We start from the raw sequence: 16,433 nt of genomic DNA on the forward strand, positions 1-16,433 counted from the left end.
GACATCTCCCCGACGTTACTGTCGCTCATCGGCGTGGAGAAACCCGCGGTGATGACGGGGAAGTCCCTGCTCGACGGCTAGTGCGCCGATGCGTCGGAGACGGCGTTCAGGACGACGATGCCAGCGACGACGAGCGCCATTCCGAGGACGCCTGCGGGATTCAGCGATTCGTTGACGGCGATGGCGCCGACAAGCACCGTGGGAACAGTACGAACCGGAACTAGCGGCGTTCAGAGGAACGCTGCCGAGCAACATCCACGTACGGATGCTCGTCGCCGCCGGAACCGGTCCGCGAAGCGTACGCGGGCCGTGAGGTCATCGCCGTCCGGGTGACGGCTGGCCTCGCGACCACCTTCGATGCGGTGGACGGCGAGCGCCTCGGCGCGGTCAAACTCCGTAAGGACGCGCCACTCGACCGGCCCCGCGGACTGTTCGAGCGCGAGTGGGAGCAGGCCGACCCGCTGGACAGTCACGCGACCGACGTGGAGAACGAGTAGTCGAGACTGGGCGCGGAGTGCGTCAGCGATCCCATCGAGATGACGTCCACGCCCGTCGCGGCGTACGCGGGGACGTCCTCGACGGTGATGCTGCCACTGGCTTCCGCGAGCGCGGCGCCGTCCAGCAGGTTGACCGCGCGCTTGGTCTCGGCGGGGGTCATGTTGTCCAGTAGGACGATGTCCGCGCCGGCGTCGGCAGCCTGGGTGGCGTCCACGGGCGATTCGACTTCGACTTCGAGTTTCGTGGCGAACGATTTTCGCTCGCGGAAATGCCGAATCGCCGATTCGAGTCCCATCTCGGCAACGTGGTTGTCCTTGACCATGACCATGTGCGAGAGGTCGAGGCGGTGGGTGTCGCCGCCGCCCGCGACTACCGCACGCTTCTCGACGCCGCGCAGGCCGGGCGTCGTCTTCCGGGTGGCCGCGATTTCAACCGCGTCGCTGACTTCGCGGGCGGCGTCCACGGCGCGCCGCGTCTTCGTCGCCACGCCGGACGCGTGCCCCGCGACGTTGACCGCGACGCGCTCCGCGCGCAGGACGCTCTGTGCGTCGCCTGTGGCTCGGAGGGCTGCGTCCCCGGGTTCGACGCGGTCGCCGGAGCTCACCACCGCGTCCGCGTCGCAGCCGAGGTAATCGAACACTGCGACTGCGGCGTCGAGACCGGCCGCGACGCCTGCCTCCTTCGCGATGAGGCGGCCCTCGGTGCTGCCGGGCACGTCGTTGGTCACGTCGTGGTGGCCGAGGTCCTCGCGGAGCCAGCGCTCCACGTCCGCGTCAGTGACCGGCATCCGGGGTCTCCGTGAGGTGGTGGCAGCCGACGCTCTCGGTGTGCTCCCGGGCCTGTCGCACAATCAGCAGTCCGACAACGGCGGCGTTCCGCAGTTCGTAGAGGTCGCGGGCAGTGCGCGTGCGAACGTACGCATCGACCTCTCCCTTCAGCCGGCGGAGCACGCCCTGCGCGCGTTCCAGGTCGTTGTGGGTGCGGCGCAAGCCGACATACTCGTCCATCACGCGGCGCAGCCGCCGGAACTTGTCGTCGGCAAACCCGGCGGGCAGGTCGGGGTCGCGATCAAGCAGTTCAGGCGGCTCGATTTCCACCGGATCCATGCCGACCGCAGCTTCGCCCGCACGCCGCCCCCAGACGAGGCCTTCGAGGAGGCTCGTGGACGCGAGCCGATTGGCGCCGTGGACGCCGGTATGGGCGCACTCGCCGACCGCGAACAGCCGGTCGAGGCTCGCGCGCCCCTCGGTGTCGACTGTGACGCCCCCGCAGAGGAAGTGCTCGCAGGGCGCAACTGGGATCCCGGCCTCCCAGTCAACGCTGCGCTCCTCACACGTGGTGGCGAGGTCCGGGAACTCACTCGCGAAGTCCAGCGGCGATACGTCGAGGACCACCTCATCAGTCTCCTCGCGTTCGGCTTCAACGGCGCGCGCGACAACGTCGCGGGGCGCGAGTTCGGCGTCCTCGTGGTAGTCGGGCATGAAGCGCTCGCCGTCCGCGTTCCGCAGGACTGCACCCTCACCCCGCACTGCTTCGGAGACGAGGAACGGGTCCTCGTCGTCGTACGCGGTCGGGTGGAACTGCACGTACTCCATGTCGGTCACGTCGGCGCCGGCGAGGGCGGCCATCGCGATACCGTCCCCGGTAGAGCCGGCGGGGTTCGTGGAGCGACGGAAGAGGCTGCCGACGCCGCCCGTCGCGAGGACGGTCGTACCCGCGAACACGGGGGTGCCAGTCGTCGACTCCTCGCCAGTCTCGGGGTCGCGGTCGAGCAGCGCGCCCGCCACGAGCCCCTCGTCGGTAATCAAATCGAGCGCGGCGGTGTCCTCCAGAATCTCGACCTGGTCGTGGTCGTCGAGGTGTGCGAGGAACGGCCGGAGGATGTGCTGGCCGGTGCTGGCGTCCACGTGCAGGATGCGGTCCTCCGAGTGCGCGGCCTCCTGCGCGTAGTCGAAGCCGTCGCCGTCCTCGTCGAAGGGTACGTCGAGCGTGTCCACGAGCACGTCCTCGATTGCCTCGGCGGCGTCGTTCACGAGTACGTCCACGGCCTCGGGGTCGGCTTCGCCGGCGCTCGCATCGAGGATATCCTGCTTGAGTTGGTCGGGGCCGCCTCGGGTGGTAGCGATGCCGCCCTGCGCCCAGTCTGAACTCGCGTGCTCGGGGCGCTCGGCCTTCGTCGCGACGAGCACGTCGGCGCCCTCGTGGGCGGCGGCAAGTGCCGCGGCGCAGCCAGCGATGCCGGAGCCGACGACGAGCACGTCGGCGCCCTCGTGGGCGGCGGCAAGTGCCGCGGCGCAGCCAGCGATGCCGGAGCCGACGACGAGCACGTCTGGGGTCTGGTGCTCCATCGTCATACTTCCAGCATGCGGTCGAGCGCGACCTGCGCGAGTTCCTTCTCCTCGGGCGCCACCTCGATGACGTTCCGCTCGCGGCCCGCGACCAGTTCTTCGAGCACCCACGTCAGGTAGTTCGGGTCGATCTGCCGCATCGCGTTGCAGTCCATGCAGGCGTCGCCGCAGAGTGGTAACACCTCCACCTCGGGTGCCAGCGGTCGAGGTGCTTCGCGAGGTGGATTTCGGTGCCAATGGCCCACGTTTCGCCGGGCTCGGCGTCCTCGACGGTCTGCGTGATAGTGGACGTGGACCCGACCACATCGGCGGCCTCGACGACCTCACGGCGGCACTCGGGGTGGACGACGACGTTCGCGTCAGGCCGGCGCTCGCGGAGATCGGCGACGTGCTCGGCGGTGAAGCGCTCGTGGACTTGGCAGTAGCCGTCCCAGAGGATAATGTCGGCGTCTGCGACCTCGTCAGCGTCCTTCCCCTCGGGGTCCCACGGGTCCCACTCGGCCGTCGAGTCTGCCAACCCGAGGCGGTGGGCGGTATTCTCGCCGAGGTGCTTGTCCGGCAGGAACAGCACCTTGTCGCCGCGCTCGAACGCCCACTCGAACGCGTCGGCGGCGTTCGAGGACGTGCACACCAGCCCGCCCTGCTCGGCGCAGAACGCCTTCAGGTCGGCGTAGCTGTTCATGTACGTGATGGGGATGATGGTCTGGTCGGGCGCGGCGGCCGTAATCTCGGTCCACGCCGCGTCCACTTGCAGGGCTTCGGCCATCCCCGCCATCGGGCACGAGGCCTCCATTGAGGGCAGGATGACGGACTGGCTGTCGTCCGTGATGATGTCCGCGCTCTCGGCCATGAACGTTACGCCCCCGAAGACCACGTAGTCGGCGTCGGCGTTCGCGGCCTCCTTCGAGAGCTGGTAGGAGTCCCCGACGAAGTCGGCGTGTTCGACGATTTCGCGGCGCTGGTAGTTGTGGCCGAGGACCACCACGTCGTCGCCGAGTGCCTCGCGCGCGGCCTCAATGCGCGCCGTCCGCTCGTCCTCGTCCAAGTCCCGGTACTCGGACGGGAGCTGTTCCAGATTGTCGTACTTGAAGAGACTCAGGTCCGTCTCGAACGACGCGGTATCCATTTCTGTCACGTTGAGGTCACCGTAGTATTCCAGGATTCGGATAGGCATTATGAAAAGATTTTGTGTTCAACACGGCTCGCCAGCGAGTTATAGTCTCTATACCGGTGGATTGCATTAGTCCATCGCCACGGTGCTGTCGGCGGCCGGCTCCCTGGGTTGGTGAGCGCGGATATCGAGGCCCGCCAACGCGATCAGGCCGCCGACGAGTGCGACCGCCGCCAGCGGCTACGTCGCGTCCGCCACCACCCCGACGCCGACCTTGGCCGGCATGCGTGCCTGCACCAGCACCAACGCCACCGCCGACAACACGGTCGCGCGCCCGGCGGTCTCTGCGCGCTCGTTCACGTACGTGTCCGGAAGAAGCTGGTCGAGCCGAGGCCGGCGCGGCGCGTGAAGCATGCCGGGACCGCCAGCAGCGGGACAGGAACGACAGTGCGTACACCGCGCCGAGGCCGACCGGCGCGTGTCCGGTGTATCCAGCGCTCCGCCCCCACCTGCTCCCGGATGGCGCCGGACTTGTACGTCACGACGGTTGATACCGCTGTGAACCCAGCGTACAGCACGCCGTGCAGGGGCGTCACCTGCCCCCGCAGGAGGTCCGCGGACGCCGGCTGGATGTACACGCTGACGGTCCACCCGAGCGCGACCAGGGCGCCGGTCGCGAGGACGAACCTCTTGAGCGCCGGATGGTCGGCGGCGTCCCGGACCACTCCCAGGGCCTCCGGGGGCGTCAGGGCGTCGGTCGCCTCGCAGGTCTCGCTCGCGGGGATCATCGCAGCATGCAGTGTCGCCATGTCTGGACTTCACGGGGTCGCCCCCGCACCCCTGTCGGGGCGATAAACCGACGCGAGAGGTGTCTCCCGAGGCGTGGCCGGCGACGCCAGTTAGGAGTCTGCGTGGGCGTCCGCCCCGGCTCCGTCGCCCGGCCGCGTGAGAAGGCTCACCTCTTCCAGGAGGTCTCTCGCGGTCTCGACTCGCTCTCGATCCGCGTCGTCCAATCGGTCGACGTCGAGTCGGTTGAGATTGCTGAGTATACGATGCATCCGGTAGCCCTGTTTGAACTCTTGCTCCATCGGAAGCGCCTCGCCGCTCGCCGGCGCGGACAGACTCGCCATCGAGACTGGCGTCGGGCTTGCAGGAGCTGGCGGCCTTAACCAACGAACCTCGACGGTACTCGCAAGCTGTTGGTTAATCGACGCCCAGCACTGGGGCTACTCGAGACTGGGTCCATAGCGAGCCGAGCCACACACCCGACACTCCCAGATCGGTTGCCCCGTCCACGCTTCATCCGGGACCGACTCGTGGGTCTTGAACCGATGGTCGGTCGCCCGTCCACAGTCTTGACAGTCGAGTTCCTGCGTCGTCGGTATCGACGACTCTTGCCGATCAGCCCCAGTTTCGCCGGCGGATTCGGTCAGCGCTATCGCTGGAACCAGCCACACCGCGTCGTCGGCGTCGTCGAGGACCGCGTCGAGACGCGACGCGTCGCGGATGCCGTCCCCACGCTGGTCGTAGATCCGTGTCGGGCCCTGCTCCGGATCCTCCGACGCTTCCTGTCCGTGCCACCCAGTCCGGTCACGGGCGGCACTGAGAAGCCGCTCTCCCTCCGCTGAGGACACCTGTACCGCGTCGGGAAGTGAGGGCCATTGTTCGGCCAGCTGGCGCGCCGGCGCCTCGTCGAGGTCGTAGATGAGTGTGTGGTCATCGACGGCCGGCTCCGCCTCGTTAGCGGAGAGGAGGTTCGCCGCGGCGCCGCCCTTCGCGACGGCGCCGTAGAACGTGGTCGACTCGACGACCAGGTGGATGATGCCGAGGCACGTCGTCGACGCTGCCTCGTCCGTGCGAGTGGCGTCACTCCCGAGATGGTTAGTGAGACAGAACCGGCATTTCGTCTGGCCGTCTGGGACTGACGCCCCACAGGACCGGCACTCGCCATCGGCGGCCGTCGGCGCATCAGGGTAGCCACCAGCGCTCGTCGCGACGCGTTGCCGCCGGGGGCACCCTCACAGCCGTCGTCCAGCCTCGTGTCCGGAATGTGGGACGCCTCGCCAGTCGGCCGCAGTTCCGCAAAGTCAGAATATCGACCATGCATCGGTTGGTGTGGTTTGTCCCGGATTCGTATTTCAACGTCAGGGCCAGTGTCCGCTCTGTCTCCCGTTTGAGTATGGGACATGAACTATCTCATTCGAACATCTTATACCTCATGAGCAAGTAGATGGGAGTAGCAACTGGGGTCCCTATGAGCAGTAACGACACCAAGCACGTGCAAACTGAACTGAACGAGGACGAATACGAACGCTTCCAAGAGTTCGCGCGAGAACACGGCCTCTCGCTCAAGGAAGCCGGCCACGAGGCGCTTATCGAGTGGATCGAACGCCAGCAGCAGGCTGACCCGAACGACCCGGCGTTCACAGTCCTCGACGACCTCGAGGACGAATCCCTCCCAGCGTCGGCGGCGACGGATGCCCGCGAGGAAGACGATCTCGTCGAGGAGTGGGACGACAGCGACGAATCGTTCACGCTCGCCGACGACCCGTCTGCGCAATCCTGAATCCGGATGGCTGAACCAGTCGAAACCCCGATTGGGACGATCACGCCCGAGCATTTTCGCCCGGGGCACGTCCGCCATCAGGTCGTCGTCGGGCCGAAGTTCCTGTACGCATTATTCAACCCACAAGATCAGATGCACGCAGTCTCGCGGGCGTTCATGACCTTTGTCCGCGACGGTGACCTCCCTATCGTCGCCTCATCGTCAACGATCACATCGTCGACGAGGCTGCCACACGGCTGAAAAAGCAAGCGTCGATGCGGAACGCTGCGTCGTTCCTGACGACGCTCGACGAGAGCACGCTCTATCAGTTCGAATCCGTCTCCGAGGACGTTTTCGATGACGCCAAAGCAACGTTCGTCGAGTGGACGGATCTGGATGCGTCACTCACCGATTTCACTGTTGCAGCCCATATGGACGCCTTAGGGGTCGATCACGTCCTCACGTACGACCGGCACTACGATGCGTTCGACGTGACAACGCTTCCGTATCGCAATCAGAGCTAGAGGTGCCAAGTATGTCCGAATCCCCGCAGGACGGCGTTCAGTCGTGGACTGAGTCGATGAGCGCCCGCGACCGCATTCGAGCGGTCGCCGAGACGCTTCGCGAACCGCGGACGGTCAACTGGATCAGCGAACAGGCTGACTCCGCCTGGAGTACGACTAACGAGGAACTCCAGGATCTCGTCAACCAGGGCCAGCTGCGCCGCGTCGAAGCGGGCGGGACCACGCGCTACCAGCCGGACTACACGCGCCTGCTATTCGAGGAGATCCGCACGCTCATCGAGGAGAACACCCGCGAGGAGCTGCGGAACGAACTAGCCGCGATCACCGAAGAGATCGAGGAGTGGCAGGCGACCTACGATGTCGAGACGTGGGAAGAGCTCGAACAGTCGCTCGCCGACGGCGACCTCGCAAGTGCCGAGCTCCGCGACCGTCGCGACGTGATCACGCGCTGGGAGGAGAACCTGGAAAACCGCCGTCTCATCAAACACGCGTTGGCGCTCTACTTGGATGTCGAAGCCGCTCGCGAACAGCGGGTCAACGTGGCTGACCGTGTGAGAAACTAATTCTCGCGATCTTCGAACTTGCGGGCGTCGATAGCGTTCCGAACGTAGTCGACACAGCTACTCGCAGGACTGCTCTCCCACCTTTTCCTGGAGTTCGGCCGCGGCCGTCCCGAAGTGTTCCGTGAGGAACGGTGTTCCCGATGTCACCCGCTCGTTGAGGAATGCGACGGCATCAGTAACCGCATCAGCGTTGCGTTCCGCGGTCGCGACACAGTCGACATATCCGTCGAGTGCCCGACTGAACGCACGCGAGAAGTGGTCGTAGGCGCCGTCGACGCGCTCCATGTTGTCGTCGAGCGACTCGACGAGTGCCCGGTAGACGGTCGCCGCCGACGCGTACCGCCCCTGCTCGCGGTACTCGTTCGCGAGGTCGAACCACTGCGTGAAGTCGATCAGCTCGAAGACGACATGGTACTCAGGGTTCGTCTCTTCGAACCGCCGGTCGATCGCGGTGCGAAGCTCATCAACTGACTGTCTCGTCGACTCGCCGACGCGGGCGAGAAACCGTTCGCGGAGATCCGCATCGGTCGCGAGTTCGTCACGCAGGAACGCGCGGAGTTCGTCGGCGTCGGCGCCGTCGAGTGCGGCGTCGAGTCGATCGCCTCCGTCTGGCGGTAGGTCGTCGACACACCGAAGCAACACGGCGACGACGTGCTTGCACGCGCCCGGCCCATCGTACGGACAGTCGCACCACGGGGCAAACCCGTCGGTGGCGAGGTCAACACGAACATCGTACTGACGGCTGCCACTCACGACGGCGGTGACGGTGGTGTCGACGCGGTGAATCTCGTGGATTCGTCCATCAGCGAGGTATCGTTCGCCGCGTTCGAAGACTGCGTCCGTGCAGACATCTCGAACTGTGTCCTCAGTTACGTCCATCCTTACGGTGGGTTTGACGCACTATTCAGCCGATCCAGTGCATCATCCTCGTACGCAGCCCGCCACATCGCATGAACTGCACGCGTCACGAGTGAGACCTCAGTGACATCGATACAAGACGGTTCGGCGTCCGTTGTCGCGGCCGCGGGCGGAGGATGGAAATGAATCTCTGGTGAGTGTGTGTTCGGGTGGCGGTCGAAGCGCCAGTTGACGTCGTCGATATCGACGTAGTGGAACGAATACATCCCGAGTTCGCTCCACTGGATATCGAGCCGAGCGCTCTCGGCGTCGCCGAGCCCATCGCTGAGACTGATCTGTAGTTCCGTGGGGGCGACAACATCGTCGTACGCCGTTTCGTCGACGAGCGGCTCGAGGTCTAGCCACAGGTCACGAATCCGCTGGAGCGCCGGGAGATAGATCGGCCCGAACTCGCCGGCGCGGTCGTCATCGCTCATACGGCGAGCTGGTGGCTGGCCTCGTCGTAGGCGAGTGCGGCTTGCGCGACGGCGAGATTCTGTCGCGTCGTCCGCCACGCGGTGAGGTCGTCCCAGCCTGCCGTCTCGTCGGCGTCGAGTTGCTGGGCGAGTTCTTCCGGAGACACCACGTCGTAGCGATCCTCGTAGCGCCGGATTTCGGCCTTCATATCTTGAATACTGTCGAGCAGCTCCGGCCGATCGACTTCCTCACGCAGCTCGCGGATCCGGGACATTAACACCCGGTCGCTGTTGCGCTTGTACAGCGTCGTTTGGCCGTCCGGTTCCGTCTCGGCGAACCCGGTGTTCACCAGCGTCTTGCAGTGGCGACGTGCCGTCGGCTCGCTCACGAGGGCGCGGTCGGCGATCTCGGCCGCCGACTCCCCGTCGTGGGTCTGTTCGACGATTTCGTACACACGCTCGAACGGCGTGGTGTTGTCCTTCCAGTCCGCTTTGACCTGCTCGTTGACGTCGTCCCACGTCTCGGTCATACTGGATGCTACGTATTGTGTACGCAAATAGTTTTCTGGGGAAATTATCCTTTTCTCCTAACGGTTGTGGCTGCGCGTGCAGCGAGGTCATCGTGAGCGCAGCAAACGAGAGCGCGTGAGACGAGCAAGGCGAGTCTCACGGAGCGAGCACGGAGCGGAAGGTGGGGCGGTGGGGCTTGGGCCGATCCAGGATCCAGCAAAATGAGGGCCGCTGTTCTCCCAACAAATTACCCTGCTGGTAAATGTCGTTTTGAACACCGTTAATACCCGGTAGAAGCGCAACTATTGGTGGGGGAGACTCTGAGAATCCTTTGACGTCCTCCCATTCCTGAAGGAGTATGCTTTGGGGAGGTGTTAACCAACAAATCCGTGATTTTCCGTTTGTACTGTTGGTTAAAACCACGACAGTGATTCTGAAGTTCGAAGGCCAATACCGCCCTACTCCACGACGGAAAGCAACGTGTCACGATGATTCCGGACTGTCTCAACCGTCACCCCTGCCGCCGCGGCGGCGGCAGCTTGCGTCAACGGCGCATCGTGGGCACACGCCGCCATGTACAGGCAGGCGGCAGCGAATCCCGCTGGGTGTACGCCAGTCGTGACACCGGCGTCGACGGCCTGCGTAGCAAGCATTTCCGCCCGACGTCGAACGATGTCGGTGCAGCCGAGGTCGGAGGCGAGCCGGGGGACGAACTGTGTCGGTCGTACTGGCGGCGTCGGGAGGCCCAACTCCTCGTTGAGCACGGTGTAGGCGTTCTCGACACGATCCTGGGGAACTTGTGCCATCGGCGCCACGTCGGCGATGAGCCACGATTGTCCGTTGCACCGACAGGCGCCGAAGACGCTCGCGGCGGCCATCGCCTCGATGGACCGCCCTTTGAGGAGTCGTTCGTTCTGTGCCGTTCGGAACAGCTGACACGCCTGGTCACGTACTGAATCCGCGAGCCCGAGTGCACTCGTGATCCGCCGGATCTCTGTGAGGCCGTGCCCGAGGTTGCGCTCCTGCTTGGATCGCCAGCGTCCCCGGGACTGCTCGCGACGCATCCGAGCAAGGCGCCGCCGCTTCTGGCTCGAGGCGTCAGTATCCGTCGCGCCTCGTCCGGTGCCGATTACCGTCGATAGTCCGCGGTCGTGCCGTGCTGGAGTGAGTGGTGCCCCTGTTCGTTTTGCCGAATCGTCGTCGCCGTACCACTCCGGTCCGCGGTCGATCGACTGCTCGTCGATGACGAGTCCGCAATCTGCACACACCGTTTCGGCTGAATTCGTTCGTACCGGGCCCCCACACTCGGGACACGGCTCAGTTGTATCACGCTGGACATCTTCGTCGAACGTACGCTCGTAGGGTTCACTCGTCGTCATCGATCTCACCTGATTGAGGGCACGCCAGTTCGGCGCGCCCCGCACCCCTCGTGGGGAAACAAACCTGGTCGCGCACCCCTTCCCGCGGTTTGAGGGATAAATCTCAGACCCGATATCGAGGTCGTGGCTGCGCGCGCAGCGGAGCCCTCGTGAGCACCGCGAACGAGGGCACGTGAGACGAGCAACAGCGAGTCTCACGGAGCGAGCACGGAGCGGAGGGTGGGGCGGCGGGGCTTGGGTCGGTCCGGTACACAGCAAAAAAGAAGGCAGCTCCGACTGGCTATGCTTCCCACCAGCGACCGCGCTCCTGGAAGTGGATGATGCTCCACCCCGTTACGGCCACCGAGATCCGGCCCTCGTACCAGTTCGTGGCCGCTTCGTGGATGCGCACCTTCTCGCCTTCCTCGATCCACGGCGCGTCCGATGCCTTCCAAATTGTCACCTTCGTTTGCCCGCTCTCGTCCGCGATCAGCCCGACTTGTTGGATGGCCGGCGAATCACTGTCCCAGAGGGTCTCCATACGACCTTCGATCGTGACCGTGCCGCGATCGACGTCCTCGAGAGCGTCGATGGGCACGGTACCCCCGGGGCCGTCTGCAACTCCTCGAACACCCGCACGACCGCACTCGTCAGGTCCGTGCCGTCGACGACCGCTCCGGCTAGGCGTCGACTGATCGCCGCACGCGACCAGCCATCCACCCGCGTCGCGAGTCGGTCTGCCTCCGTGTTCACCGTCGCCAGTTCATCCTGGGAGAGTTCCGCTCGGGGATCATCCCGTTCGGGGTCGGCCATCGGGTCCACGGTCGCGGCCCGCTTCTGGAACTCCCGCCGGCGCTGCTTGCTCCCTTCAGCGGCGACCTCTCGCGTGCGCTGCTCGCGACCGTCCTGCGTTCCCAGCTCGGCTTGGGCACTGATGCGCTCCAGTTCGGCTTCCCGTGCCCGAATGCGCTCCTCCTGTTCGAGGGTGACACCGTGAATCCGATCCTTGCTCGTGTCCGCGATCCCGTCCGGGTGGTTCGCATCCACCTTCGCCTGTGTCTCCTGCTCGACTGCCGGCTCCATCTGGGGCGTGTCGTCGACGACTGGGGCGTCGTCGCCCGCGACTGTCCCCGTTTCTGCCTGTTCGAACGCCTGTTCATCGACCGAAACAACCTTTCGACTTGACTTGTTACTCGACATTGCGGATTCCTTCCGAAGGCGCTCACGCGCCGACACCGCGATGCTCCGACATCGCGGTTTTCCGACGACAACGACAGAACCATCTGCGCGCTCTCGCTCGCGCCTTCGCGAGCGCCCTACCGGGCGCGAGCGAGAGCGCGCCTGCATGAGGTGGCCCCAACCAGCACCGCGCGCCGACCCGCCCGGAGCGAGCGACCAGCGGAGAAAGCGTGGGGTGAGCAGCCACGCCGCGCAGCCCACCGCGCTTTCCCGCTGGCGTCGAGGGCACATGCACTTTAGCCCGGCAGTCCGCCCGCTACTGCAGGCAGACCGCCCGGAATGGTCGGTCGCGAGCGACGCGGAGGGCGGCAGCGGCGAGCGGGGCGAGCCGTTATCGTACCACACCAACCTGCCGATGGGGAGCGCTTGTCCAACAACCGCTCTGAGCGGGACTGAAAGGGGCCGGGAGCTCACCGTACCCCGACGACGCTAACACCGAAGGGACGAGGCGCGCAGCGAGTCGCGGTCGTTGAGCGTCCGGGGCTTTCGAGGTGCTCCCAATTGACGTGAACGGCTGTTGTCCCTCCAGGAGAGGTTTGCCCCAGTGCTAGCCACTGGGTAGATGCCTCCGCTGACGCGTCGACAGCTCCTCCGACGCACGGCGGCCGGCAGCGGTGTTCTGGCACTTGCCGGCTGTACCAACCCGAACGTCCCCGGACTCGCTGACAGCGAGTCGGTATCGAAACCATTCACGAACGACGCGTACACCGCGAGCGACACAACGGCCGGTCGCTGGCTGCAGGAAGGACACGACGGTGGCCGAAGAAACGCAGCCTCCACAATCTAACACGGCGACGTCGACGACCAACTTGAGCGAATCGGCGCCGAGGCCGGAGGGTCCGCCCGCTTCGCTGTTCAGGTACTCCGTAGCGCTGTCGACCTCGGGATCGAGCGCGGGCACACTGAGGTCCTCCGAGAGGACGTCGATGATTGCTTCGAGCACACCCACGACATCCGACAGCAGCAACTGGAAATTCTGAGCAAGGACCACTATTTCGTCTACCGAGTGATTCGCGAGCACGGGCCCCTCGTCCGCTATTGATTTTCGAGCGCTACCAGGAACTCCCGAGCAACCCGATCACACGCCAGATGTCGGCCGGTACCGTGAGAAGTTGGACGTGTACGGCCTGTCGAGGAAGCTGACGACGGATGGGTCGTCGTTAACGGGACGCTCGTGGCGCCACTACGCGACCATCGGACTGCCTGTCATTCCAGCGGCTTGATCATTTCCATGGCCGTCGCAGGCATAGTAATTCGGCTGCCCCTAATGACGGCTTCTCACTCGTAACGGATTCGATCGAACGTCTTTGGAACTCGAAAAAAAAACTTCTAGGTATTTCTGGATATAGTCTCCTGTCTTGGATTCTGTTCCAGTATTACATTTCTACTATAATATTCAAAAATATATCAGTAAGTGGAATCTCTATGTCCTGCACCAAACCAAATCGACTTTTCTCGATGTGCAAAGAATGCTGGACTAGCGTATCCTGTCGGTGTTACAACACCTTCTTTATTGTCCTTGTAACAGGCCGTTGAGTTTCCATCTCCCTCCCCCGCTGAGTGGAACCCCAGAATTGATACGCTCCCATTGGAGGCTTGACTGTCTGCGAACACCGGCCCGCCTGAGTCCCCAATGAAACTTGGCATCGTATTATATTCGATTGCTTCACGATGATTAATATCCCCACCTGTGAGGGATTGGTTAACGTTGGCTATCTTTCCTTCTTGGTAACCTGTCGAGCGCCCTTGGCGATAGATATCACCGTTGTTAGCTGCGATTAGGTCGATTCCGTCCTCTGTATAGTGTCCATGGATGAGTTTGCTAGACTTCCCAGATCGCTGTATAAGGGGCTCATCGACCATGGATTCCTTATCGAGCCAGATAGCGACTGCTGCCCAATCCTGAGATTCGTTTTGATATTGAACAAATCCCATCTCATCATCCCCTTGAGTCATGTTTTCATATTTATCACCCCCATCGTTTTGTCCAAATGTATGTGAAGCGGTTAGGAAGAAGATTGTATCATCATTCTCTCTGTACCCGTAAGAGCCAATTGTTCCGTAACCACCACTATCCGTCGTCATTGCCTGTCCGGATCGCTTCATACTGTAATCCTTCGTTAGGTACGGACAGGAGTCATACGCCTGCAATTTAGTTTTCTTACCTGAGCCTTCTCGGGTTTTTTACTGGAATTCCATTATAAGAAGACGGCAGTGATGATGGTCCCACAGTATCAGGAGCAGCATCAGACTTAGCCGGCGGCTCAATTTTGAAGTCCAGTACTGGCTTTTTGAAACCAAGGAGCTGATCTCCGGTGAACGATCTCCCGATGCTCATAATACCGTTGGTTCCTCCAAAATCGTCCCTTGCATTGAGCATCTCTTTCCGAGTACGAAGATTATACTCCCACCAGCGAGTTGGAACGTCCTGCTTGTATTTTTCACCATTACCTCCAATCTCAGAAGTGACGGAGGTTTTTGAAACAGATCTCCCTGTAACTACGCCTGTAGTTGAGAAGAGAAGCCCAGTTAGCCCACTTTTAATTGCGGCTCTTCGACTTATATTCTGTCTATTAGGTTTCTCAACCATACATCTTCCCTATTGAGAAAATAAATAAACTTATTGGTATAGTTTTACCTAAAAGATTTATATATTTGTACCTTGTTAGATATAAACGAATGAACCGGTTTATAGAGCGTAGAGATTTGCTGAGAGGCACAGGAACTGCCTTTGGTGGAATGATATCAGGTTGTCTTTCAGCACCAAAACAGAAAACTACGCCTTATGATTATCAACCACCTCCAGATGGGACATGGCCGCAGATAGGTTATGACGCACGTAATAGTCGGCATGTGAAAACACGAGGGCCTCTGACTGGGGCGGAGGTTAAGTGGAGATCGGGAGAAGCCTCCATCTACCCACCGGTTATTTCTGATGATCTGTATGTTGCAGAAGCATGGACAGAGGGTGCCGTTTTCGCTGTTGGAAAGGCCCAAGGAATGAGGAAATGGACCAATGAGTCTTTACCATCAATTCGGTGGGCGCCAGCGTTACATAATGACCAATTGTTAATAATCTCTCGAAACAGTAGCAATATTTTCCAGCTCCATTCTATAAATGTGGAAGGTGGTCATCTTGAGTGGTCTAGACGGGATGGGATATCAGCCTCAACCAATTACCATCCTCCTGCAGGACCAACTGTCAAAGGAGATACTGTATATATCGCGTCGGAAAGCGGAGTGATTGCTCACGATGCGGTTACAGGCGAACCTCAATGGGAGCACATTCTGCGTCGTGCTTCCCCTGAAGCGTTAGAATCGGGGCAACTACCAAATTGGGCCCAACCAGCAGTAAATGATACGATTGCGATAACCTTCGATAGAAATGATGAAAGTGGGAAATTTAGAGAGGTATATGCCATTGATCGCGGAACTGGTGATTTGACTTGGGTAGCAGAATTGAATCTGGAAGAAAATTGGCGGTTGAAAGGATATCCTGTAATAGGATCTGGGCGTGTTTTCGTGTCCGCTGAAAGATCGGATGTTGAACTTCAGAGTAGCGAGTCTAGTTGGACCGGCTCGGAACGCCTTTTCGCAATAGATATTAAAAGCGGAAATACCGTTTGGACCGAAAAACTGAGTGGCAAGACCATTTCCCCACCTGCTTACGCTGAAGGGTCGTTGTATATTGGGGAGTGGTATCCTGAACAAGGTACTAGTGAACTTTATCCACTTGACATATATAATAGAGATAAAAAGTGGAGATACAAGACAGAGTCGGGCGCTATTAGTTCAGTTACTGTTTGTGATGAGGCTGTATATTTTGGTCTGAGTAACAAAACTGCCGCAGTGAATAAAGAGAACGGCGAGCTCTTATGGAGTTTAAATGTCGGCGAACAGGTAGGACCCATTATTGTTTTAGGAAATACTGCTTATATCCAAACAAATCCGGGCCATAATAACAAAAGCCGGTTGATATCAATCAAAGAACCAGAATGAACGCCTGTATACTTTAGGGCGTAACATTGTCCTAGACAATTTAACCATACAAAGTCTAAGGAGTCATTCCAAATTCGAAAGAATAGGACTTCTCATTACAGAAACAGAGCACAATCTGTGCACGGTCTCGTCAAAGATCCTTCTGACCCTGTTTACTGACTGCATGCTATATGAAATTCGATAGGATATGTGGCTCTGTCTACTTCTAGATATGTTTGTTAAATATCTTATCGGAAATAACTATCTCATGAACCATACCATGGCATCATAAATTGGATGTTACCTAGCTGGAGGTGAGCAGCCACGCCGCGCAACCCCTCGCGCTTACCCGCTGGCGCCGAGGGCACATGCACTTTAGCCCGGAACGGGCGCGGGCGGTGCGGAGAGCGCCCGCACGCCCGGAATGGTCGGTCGCGAGCGACGCG

The 16,433-nt window shown here is 61.5% G+C and carries 16 protein-coding genes and 3 pseudogenes; 5 read left to right on the forward strand and 14 right to left on the reverse strand.

What is annotated here, in order from left to right; translation table 11 throughout:
- Positions 1-329: 329 nt before the first annotated feature.
- Entirely contained in the window at positions 330-497 is a 168-nt protein-coding gene (locus SY89_RS17440) for a hypothetical protein (RefSeq protein WP_189319200.1), read from the forward strand.
- Here SY89_RS17440 and nadC read toward each other — a convergent pair.
- The 6 genes and pseudogenes from nadC to SY89_RS18745 form a co-directional block, all read right to left on the reverse strand.
- The gene (nadC, locus tag SY89_RS13915; RefSeq protein WP_054584781.1) at positions 470-1,285 is read right to left on the reverse strand and encodes a carboxylating nicotinate-nucleotide diphosphorylase; all 816 of its coding nucleotides are present in this window, start codon (positions 1,283-1,285) and stop codon (positions 470-472) included. The genes SY89_RS17440 and nadC overlap by 28 nt on opposite strands.
- Positions 1,272-2,852: an L-aspartate oxidase gene (locus SY89_RS13920; RefSeq protein ID WP_239685681.1), complete on the reverse strand. Its 1,581-nt coding sequence runs from the start codon at positions 2,850-2,852 to the stop codon at positions 1,272-1,274. The genes nadC and SY89_RS13920 overlap by 14 nt, the downstream gene beginning before the upstream one ends.
- A pseudogene (nadA, locus tag SY89_RS13925) lies at positions 2,849-3,972 on the reverse strand (quinolinate synthase NadA). The gene SY89_RS13920 and the pseudogene nadA overlap by 4 nt, the downstream one beginning before the upstream one ends.
- 341 nt (positions 3,973-4,313) lie before the next feature.
- Positions 4,314-4,766, reverse strand: a complete 453-nt coding sequence (locus tag SY89_RS13930) for a hypothetical protein (RefSeq protein ID WP_144427262.1) — start codon at positions 4,764-4,766, stop codon at positions 4,314-4,316.
- Positions 4,767-4,856: 90 nt separating this feature from the next.
- The gene (locus SY89_RS13935) at positions 4,857-5,045 is read right to left on the reverse strand and encodes a hypothetical protein (protein ID WP_049908471.1); all 189 of its coding nucleotides are present in this window, start codon (positions 5,043-5,045) and stop codon (positions 4,857-4,859) included.
- Between the two features lie 138 nt (positions 5,046-5,183).
- Positions 5,184-6,064 (reverse strand): annotated as a pseudogene (locus SY89_RS18745) (biosurfactant protein 1).
- Between the two features lie 147 nt (positions 6,065-6,211).
- On the opposite strand from SY89_RS18745, the gene SY89_RS17450 reads away from it, so the two are divergent.
- The 3 genes from SY89_RS17450 to SY89_RS13955 all read left to right on the forward strand — a co-directional run bounded on the left by SY89_RS17450 (position 6,212) and on the right by SY89_RS13955 (position 7,589).
- Positions 6,212-6,523, forward strand: a complete 312-nt coding sequence (locus SY89_RS17450; protein ID WP_054584783.1) for a hypothetical protein — start codon at positions 6,212-6,214, stop codon at positions 6,521-6,523.
- A gap of 254 nt (positions 6,524-6,777) precedes the next feature.
- On the forward strand, positions 6,778-7,026 hold the full coding sequence (locus tag SY89_RS13950) for a hypothetical protein (RefSeq protein ID WP_239685682.1): 249 nt from the start codon (positions 6,778-6,780) through the stop codon (positions 7,024-7,026).
- 11 nt (positions 7,027-7,037) lie between these two features.
- Positions 7,038-7,589 carry a DUF7342 family protein gene (locus tag SY89_RS13955; RefSeq protein WP_054584784.1) on the forward strand — a complete coding sequence of 184 codons (552 nt, stop codon included), beginning with the start codon at positions 7,038-7,040 and terminating at the stop codon, positions 7,587-7,589.
- Between the two features lie 57 nt (positions 7,590-7,646).
- Here the strand turns inward: SY89_RS13955 and SY89_RS13960 are convergent, their stop codons facing one another.
- The 8 genes and pseudogenes from SY89_RS13960 to SY89_RS16795 form a co-directional block, all read right to left on the reverse strand.
- A complete protein-coding gene (locus tag SY89_RS13960) occupies positions 7,647-8,468 on the reverse strand; it encodes an SWIM zinc finger family protein (RefSeq protein ID WP_054584785.1) in 822 nt (273 codons plus the stop codon).
- Between the two features lie 2 nt (positions 8,469-8,470).
- The gene (locus SY89_RS13965; protein WP_054584786.1) at positions 8,471-8,923 is read right to left on the reverse strand and encodes a hypothetical protein; all 453 of its coding nucleotides are present in this window, start codon (positions 8,921-8,923) and stop codon (positions 8,471-8,473) included.
- A complete protein-coding gene (locus tag SY89_RS13970; protein WP_054584787.1) occupies positions 8,920-9,432 on the reverse strand; it encodes a winged helix-turn-helix domain-containing protein in 513 nt (170 codons plus the stop codon). Before SY89_RS13970 ends, SY89_RS13965 begins: the two co-directional genes overlap by 4 nt.
- A 438-nt stretch (positions 9,433-9,870) precedes the next feature.
- Positions 9,871-10,791, reverse strand: a complete 921-nt coding sequence (locus tag SY89_RS13975; protein WP_054584788.1) for a transcription initiation factor IIB — start codon at positions 10,789-10,791, stop codon at positions 9,871-9,873.
- Positions 10,792-11,071: 280 nt separating this feature from the next.
- A pseudogene (locus tag SY89_RS13980) lies at positions 11,072-11,970 on the reverse strand (DNA-binding protein).
- 586 nt (positions 11,971-12,556) lie between these two features.
- Positions 12,557-13,030 (reverse strand): hypothetical protein, encoded by a 474-nt coding sequence (locus tag SY89_RS19870; RefSeq protein WP_054584789.1) that lies wholly within the window; start codon positions 13,028-13,030, stop codon positions 12,557-12,559.
- Positions 13,031-13,416: 386 nt separating this feature from the next.
- The gene (locus SY89_RS16790) at positions 13,417-14,094 is read right to left on the reverse strand and encodes a chymotrypsin family serine protease (RefSeq protein ID WP_144427264.1); all 678 of its coding nucleotides are present in this window, start codon (positions 14,092-14,094) and stop codon (positions 13,417-13,419) included.
- 76 nt (positions 14,095-14,170) lie between these two features.
- Positions 14,171-14,599 (reverse strand): hypothetical protein, encoded by a 429-nt coding sequence (locus SY89_RS16795; RefSeq protein WP_144427265.1) that lies wholly within the window; start codon positions 14,597-14,599, stop codon positions 14,171-14,173.
- An 89-nt stretch (positions 14,600-14,688) separates the two neighbouring features.
- Here SY89_RS16795 and SY89_RS16800 point away from each other — a divergent pair, with 89 nt between their 5' ends.
- Entirely contained in the window at positions 14,689-16,008 is a 1,320-nt protein-coding gene (locus SY89_RS16800) for a PQQ-binding-like beta-propeller repeat protein (RefSeq protein WP_144427266.1), read from the forward strand.
- The last annotated feature ends 425 nt before the right edge of the window (positions 16,009-16,433 follow it).

The organism is Halolamina pelagica (genome assembly GCF_001307315.1).
Classification (GTDB): domain Archaea; phylum Halobacteriota; class Halobacteria; order Halobacteriales; family Haloferacaceae; genus Halolamina; species Halolamina pelagica_B.

What these genes read in the sequence shown, in the direction of transcription:
- nadC (WP_054584781.1), bottom strand. Translation starts at nt 1,285, where the DNA reads ATGCCGGTCACTGACGCGGACGTGGAGCGCTGGCTCCGCGAGGACCTC.
- SY89_RS13920 (WP_239685681.1), bottom strand. Translation starts at nt 2,852, where the DNA reads ATGACGATGGAGCACCAGACCCCAGACGTGCTCGTCGTCGGCTCCGGC.
- SY89_RS13930 (WP_144427262.1), bottom strand. Translation starts at nt 4,766, where the DNA reads ATGGCGACACTGCATGCTGCGATGATCCCCGCGAGCGAGACCTGCGAG.
- SY89_RS13935 (WP_049908471.1), bottom strand. Translation starts at nt 5,045, where the DNA reads ATGGAGCAAGAGTTCAAACAGGGCTACCGGATGCATCGTATACTCAGC.
- SY89_RS17450 (WP_054584783.1), top strand. Translation starts at nt 6,212, where the DNA reads ATGAGCAGTAACGACACCAAGCACGTGCAAACTGAACTGAACGAGGAC.
- SY89_RS13950 (WP_239685682.1), top strand. Translation starts at nt 6,778, where the DNA reads ATGCGGAACGCTGCGTCGTTCCTGACGACGCTCGACGAGAGCACGCTC.
- SY89_RS13955 (WP_054584784.1), top strand. Translation starts at nt 7,038, where the DNA reads ATGTCCGAATCCCCGCAGGACGGCGTTCAGTCGTGGACTGAGTCGATG.
- SY89_RS13960 (WP_054584785.1), bottom strand. Translation starts at nt 8,468, where the DNA reads ATGGACGTAACTGAGGACACAGTTCGAGATGTCTGCACGGACGCAGTC.
- SY89_RS13965 (WP_054584786.1), bottom strand. Translation starts at nt 8,923, where the DNA reads ATGAGCGATGACGACCGCGCCGGCGAGTTCGGGCCGATCTATCTCCCG.
- SY89_RS13970 (WP_054584787.1), bottom strand. Translation starts at nt 9,432, where the DNA reads ATGACCGAGACGTGGGACGACGTCAACGAGCAGGTCAAAGCGGACTGG.
- SY89_RS13975 (WP_054584788.1), bottom strand. Translation starts at nt 10,791, where the DNA reads ATGACGACGAGTGAACCCTACGAGCGTACGTTCGACGAAGATGTCCAG.
- SY89_RS16790 (WP_144427264.1), bottom strand. Translation starts at nt 14,094, where the DNA reads ATGACGACGGATAGTGGTGGTTACGGAACAATTGGCTCTTACGGGTAC.
- SY89_RS16795 (WP_144427265.1), bottom strand. Translation starts at nt 14,599, where the DNA reads ATGGTTGAGAAACCTAATAGACAGAATATAAGTCGAAGAGCCGCAATT.
- SY89_RS16800 (WP_144427266.1), top strand. Translation starts at nt 14,689, where the DNA reads ATGAACCGGTTTATAGAGCGTAGAGATTTGCTGAGAGGCACAGGAACT.